Annotated in this window: 1 protein-coding gene; it reads left to right on the top strand. The window is 64.0% G+C overall.

All coding sequences use genetic code 11. The features are described 5' to 3' along the window. A partial coding sequence (locus tag HX846_RS34955; RefSeq protein WP_178967228.1) for a TolC family outer membrane protein occupies nt 1–1,249 on the top strand: 1,249 nt, incomplete at its 5' end. Nucleotides 1,250–1,476: the final 227 nt, after the last annotated feature.

The raw sequence follows: 1,476 nt of genomic DNA on the forward strand, positions 1-1,476 counted from the left end.
CGCCGGGTTGCTGCCGAACCTGTCGGCCGGTGCCGACATCAACAATGTGCGCACCCAGCTGGACCAGCCCGCCGCCACGGTCAACCGCGACGCCCATTCCTGGCGCGCGACCTTGAGCCAGCCGCTGTTCCGCGCTGATCGCTGGTTCCAGCTGCAAGCCGCTGAAGCCGTCAACGAGCAGGCCGCGCTGCAACTCTCGGCCACCGAACAGAACCTGATCCTGCAAAGCGCCGAAAACTACTTCGCCGTGCTGCGGGCCCAGGACAACCTGGCGTCCACCAAGGCCGAAGAAGCCGCGTTCAAGCGCCAACTGGACCAGTCCAACGAACGCTTTGACGTCGGCCTGTCGGACAAGACCGACGTGCTGCAATCCCAGGCCAGCTACGACACCGCACGGGCCAACCGCATCCTGGCCCAGCGCCAGGTGGACGACGCCTTTGAAGCGCTGATCACCCTGACCAACCGCCAGTACAACTCGATCCAGGGCATCGTGCACACGCTGCCGGTGCTGCCGCCGTCGCCTAACGATGCCAAGGCCTGGGTCGAAACCGCCGGCCGCCAGAATCTGAACCTGCTGGCCAGCAACTACGCGGTCACCGCCGCCGAAGAAACCCTCAAGCAACGCAAGGCCGGCCACGCGCCGACGCTGGATGCCGTGGCGCAATATGAAAAAGGTGACAACGATGCCCTGGGCTTCAGCAACCCGAGCGCCTTTGGCCAGCCGTATCACGGTGACGTGTCGCAACGCACCGTAGGCTTGCAGTTGAGCATCCCGCTGTACAGCGGCGGCCTGACCAGCTCGCAAGTGCGCGAATCCTATTCCCGCCTGGGCCAGACCGAGCAGCAACGCGAAGGCCTGCGTCGCCAGGTGGTGGAAAACACCCGCAACCTGCACCGCGCGGTGAACACCGATGTGGAGCAGGTACAGGCGCGCCGCCAGTCGATCATCTCCAACCAGAGCGCGGTGGAAGCCACGGAAATCGGTTACCAGGTGGGCACGCGCAATATCGTCGATGTGCTGGACGCCCAGCGCCAGCTGTACACCTCGGTGCGCAACTACAACAACAGCCGCTACGACTACATCCTCGACAACCTGCGCTTGAAGCAGGCGGCGGGCACGTTGAACCCGGGGGACTTGCAGGATCTGGCGCGTTACCTGAAGGCCGACTACAACCCGGACAAGGACTTCCTGCCGCCGGACCTGGCCAAGGCCGCCGCGGCGCAGCTGAAGGCTAACCCGGGTTACTAAGACTGCCCGTTAACCCAATGTGGGAGCGGGCTTGCTCGCGAAAGCGGTGTATCAGTCGACTTATTCGCTGACTGACACTGCGCATTCGCGAGCAAGCCCGCTCCCACATTTTGACCGCGTTTCGTCAGTTAGCCGATGGTCATCAGGCTGGCGTTACCACCCGCAGCAGCAGTGTTGACGCTCAGCGCCCGCTCGATCACCAGGCGCTCCAGGGCAATCCCGGTTTC

This window comes from Pseudomonas sp. K5002 (assembly GCF_013386655.1).
Classification (GTDB): Bacteria; Pseudomonadota; Gammaproteobacteria; order Pseudomonadales; family Pseudomonadaceae; genus Aquipseudomonas.